Below are 3376 nucleotides of genomic sequence, written 5' to 3' on the forward strand. Positions count from 1 at the left end.
TCTTCTGGTGCAACAGATGTGGAGGTTAAGCAGTATTTTTCTGAACTAACAGGGTCTACTTCCCTACCTTCTCCCCGCACTATCTCTGGGAAAGGTGATATTTATGTGGTTAGCACCCCGGAGGGGAACTACACTTTACGGAACTTCTCGTCTTCATCCGGTCAGACTGGACCTGCGTGGACTATCGATGTTCCCAAGGCAGCCACAGGGACCACATATAACCCAGAAATAAAATTCCTAATTGGGAAACCATGATGACTGTCAAGTTTTTTGATGAAATAGTTCGCGATTCATTTGGTCTATGGATATCTGCTCTTTTTAGCACAATTGGTTCATGGAACCCTGAATTTACATTTGAACAGCGAAAAGATGCGTTTTTTTACATGATTGAGTATCTGCTGGTTAATGGTAAGATAAAATTCATTAAGCCCGGGGCTGATTGCTATGTTTCCCCAGATAATCCCTGTCCAAAGCTTTCTATTTACGATGAAGCAGCTCATTGGGATTTAGATGTGAAGAAGATTGTGTCTTACCTAAGAGATTGTTGGCCAGAAAGTGCAGAATCTGAAAATGATAGCGAGCTAACAGTTTATTTTTATGAAATTCCAGGAGTGATTTGGATTGATGAGAGCGGGTGTTTTTTTGCATCGTAAAGTATTCAAAAAGGGGACACCCATTAGCCGGTCTCAAGTCAAGGTAACAGCCAACTCGCCCGGCAGTTTTGAACTGCAGGGTCTCCCTTATCTCAACCTGCCTGGTTGAACCCGTCGTACCCGTTTTCTCATCAATGGCTACGACCGAATCGTGCTTGACACCCATATGGATCAAGCGGTAGCGATAAAACTTTGTCTAGTGATCGACATGAAATTTCATGAGGATTTATGCGTTATTTTTATCTTGGTATCTTTTTTAGTCTGGCAATGCTCTTGTCGGCCTGCAACACAACCCCCTACGGCAAAGCCACCATCTATTATGACCGTGAGCAGTTTCCTGCTCAGCTCGTCAAAGATTTTCCGGAGCTGACCGACCCAATTCTTCAGCATGGGCGCTGCTCACTGATTATTTCAACACCAGGTTCAAATACTGGAGCTTATTATTTTTGCACTTACGCGCTGACTGCAAATACCCTTTATATACAGGAGTGGGACGCCAAAGCACTGAAATATGTAGAGATCGTTCATGTGGGTATTTCGAAGCTTCAGAAGGTTGCATTGCACACTTTTTTTCGGACCAAACAGCTCCAATTGACCGAGGAACGACGTCAATTGGCGTTGAGCGTGACCACTGACGGCGGCGAGTTTATCAATGGAGCAGCCACCGAAAGTCTGTTTGAGGCAATAAAGAGCAAAGGGGTGCCAGTGGCGAAAAGCGAGGGCTTGATCAATTCCCCCAGGTCGGCTTCGCCAGTGGTAATTCCGGTTTTTATAAAAAAATATCGATAAGTACCAACGTACGAACGGACGACCATAAGTCGCCCGCCGTTCGTCTACTCCGCTACCTGCGCCCGCAACCGTCTCCCAATCACATCCATCACGTCACATCCGTCGCGCAGAGATATCGTCAGTAGTTTGCAAAAATCAGAAAGCACCACCGTATCGGAGCTGATATCCGAGCGGAAAGCGATGTTTTCCAGCAGTTGGGTCACGGCGCGGATGCGGTAGTCGGCGGTTTCGAAGAGGACGTCCAGCGGGGCTTCGGTGTCGATGAGCAGGGTGGCTGGGGTGCAGTCGATTCCGGTGATGGGCATGTATCTGGTCATATTCAGAGCCTCGAAAATTAATGAGTCTCTCTGTGGATCGGGTCGCCAAACCCGGTCGCTTCTTAGGCGACAACGGACTATAGACCGCCCCGTTCCAGAGCCACAAGACGCCACTTTCCGAGCTTTGTGTAGGACCTTTAGCCCTGCATCAGTCGGTTTTTTGGGCTGCCGCGGGTCAGGCACTGCAGGCGACTGCTGTGCAGTCGAGCGGGAGCAAGCTCCCTCGCCACGGGGATCGCGCTCGACTTGTGCGGGTTGGCGCATCAGCTGTGGCAGCAGCTGTGGGGCTTGGCCTCGTCGTATTTATCGTGATGCCGCACCCAATCCATGATTTCGTCTTCGTTGCGGCCCTTTGGCGTCAGGTCGAGGTAGTTGTAGGTGCCGACCAGCATGTCCAGGCCGCGGGCGTAGGTGGAGTAGGTGTGGAAGATGTCGCCGGCTTCGTTGCGATAGAAGACGCTCAGGCCAGGGAGTTCGCCTTCGGTGGTGTCGGTTTTTTCGTAGTTGTAGGTGGCTTTTCCACCGGCGGTGTCTTCGGCTTTGAAGCTGACGCCGAAGTCGTAGTTGAAGTCGCAGCCGTTGGACGAGACCCAGTCGAACGCCCAGCCCATGCGGCGTTTGAACGCCTGGAACTCGGTAAAGGGGGCGCGGGAGACGGCGACCACAGCCACGTCATGGTGGGCCAGGTGTTGGTTGGCGCCGTCGATGTGGTCGGACAGGAACGAGCAGCCATCACAGCCTTCTGTCCAGCCGGGGCCGAACATGAAGTGGTAGACGATCAATTGGCTGCGGCCGCCGAACAGGTCGGCCAGGTTCAGTTCGCCGTGGGGGCCTTGGAAGCGGTAGGGTTTGTCGATTTTTACCCAGGGCAAGGCGCGGCGTTCGGCGCTGAGTTTGTCCCGTTCGCGGGTGAAGGCTTTTTCGTGGGCCAGGTGTTGGCGGCGGGCGGCGAGCCATTCTTCCCGCGAGACGACCGGATGATTCTCTACGTTCATGGTGATTTCTCCTGCATGGCAGAGCTGCTGAGTGGGCGCTTCAGCAACTGGTCGTTTGGCCTTCGATGAATTCGACAGGCCGTTGGTCGGCTCAAGGCAGTGACCACCCGGAAACCCGGCTGAACGGCAGCGCAGCACCTCGGTCACAACCTAGGTAGGCATCTCACTCTTCAGAGGATGGACCAGGATGACGACTTACAACTGGGACTTGATCGAAAAGTTGTTGCACGAAGTGCAGAACGGCGCCGGCCACAGTTTTACCCCTCGGCCTTATGCGGAGGAATACGCGGCTCAGAAGGCGGCGGCGGGTGAGGAGATCGAAAACCTCGATCATCTGAAAGCGGTCGCCGGGGAGTATGAAAAATTACTGCTGGAGCGTGGCTATATCGAGCCGCGGCCGGAGGAAGAGGGCGGTAATGGCGAGAACTTCGTGCTGACGCCCCGTGGCTCGCGGTTGTTGAGCCTGATCGACAGCAGCATTCCGGGCAATGATCATCCGCGCCAGGTGCTGGATGAGCAGGAAGATGCGCTGGATGAGTTTACGTTTGATGATTTGGCGTCCAAGGCGCAGATTGCCTGAGAGGCCTGCGCTGAGCCCTGTGGGAGCGGCTTGTGTGGGAGC

The 3376-nt window shown here is 53.2% G+C and carries 5 protein-coding genes; 3 read left to right on the forward strand and 2 right to left on the reverse strand.

Features of this window, described 5'->3' with window-relative positions; all coding sequences use genetic code 11:
- Window positions 1-254 precede the first annotated feature (254 nt).
- Both J4E53_RS30175 and J4E53_RS30180 read left to right on the forward strand, forming a co-directional pair.
- Window positions 255-653, forward strand: a complete 399-nt coding sequence (locus J4E53_RS30175) for a hypothetical protein (protein WP_146042688.1) — start codon at window positions 255-257, stop codon at window positions 651-653.
- A gap of 228 nt (window positions 654-881) precedes the next feature.
- Window positions 882-1442, forward strand: coding sequence for a hypothetical protein (locus J4E53_RS30180; protein WP_103311240.1), 561 nt, complete (start codon window positions 882-884; stop codon window positions 1440-1442).
- Window positions 1443-1486: 44 nt separating this feature from the next.
- On the opposite strand, the gene J4E53_RS30185 is transcribed toward J4E53_RS30180, so the two are convergent.
- A complete protein-coding gene (locus tag J4E53_RS30185; protein ID WP_060738700.1) occupies window positions 1487-1759 on the reverse strand; it encodes a hypothetical protein in 273 nt (90 codons plus the stop codon).
- Between the two features lie 263 nt (window positions 1760-2022).
- Entirely contained in the window at window positions 2023-2754 is a 732-nt protein-coding gene (locus J4E53_RS30190) for a thioredoxin family protein (RefSeq protein WP_060738699.1), read from the reverse strand.
- A gap of 187 nt (window positions 2755-2941) precedes the next feature.
- Between J4E53_RS30190 and J4E53_RS30195 the strand changes: the two genes are divergently transcribed.
- A complete protein-coding gene (locus J4E53_RS30195) occupies window positions 2942-3334 on the forward strand; it encodes a transcriptional regulator (protein ID WP_103311238.1) in 393 nt (130 codons plus the stop codon).
- The last annotated feature ends 42 nt before the right edge of the window (window positions 3335-3376 follow it).

Source organism: Pseudomonas sp. FW305-28 (assembly GCF_017351395.1).
GTDB classification, from domain to species: Bacteria; Pseudomonadota; Gammaproteobacteria; order Pseudomonadales; family Pseudomonadaceae; genus Aquipseudomonas; species Aquipseudomonas fluorescens_AA.

Coding starts and splice junctions, on each gene's coding strand:
- J4E53_RS30195 (WP_103311238.1), top strand. CDS start 2,942: ATGACGACTTACAACTGGGACTTGATCGAAAAGTTGTTGCACGAAGTG.
- J4E53_RS30190 (WP_060738699.1), bottom strand. CDS start 2,754: ATGAACGTAGAGAATCATCCGGTCGTCTCGCGGGAAGAATGGCTCGCC.
- J4E53_RS30180 (WP_103311240.1), top strand. CDS start 882: ATGCGTTATTTTTATCTTGGTATCTTTTTTAGTCTGGCAATGCTCTTG.
- J4E53_RS30185 (WP_060738700.1), bottom strand. CDS start 1,759: ATGACCAGATACATGCCCATCACCGGAATCGACTGCACCCCAGCCACC.
- J4E53_RS30175 (WP_146042688.1), top strand. CDS start 255: ATGACTGTCAAGTTTTTTGATGAAATAGTTCGCGATTCATTTGGTCTA.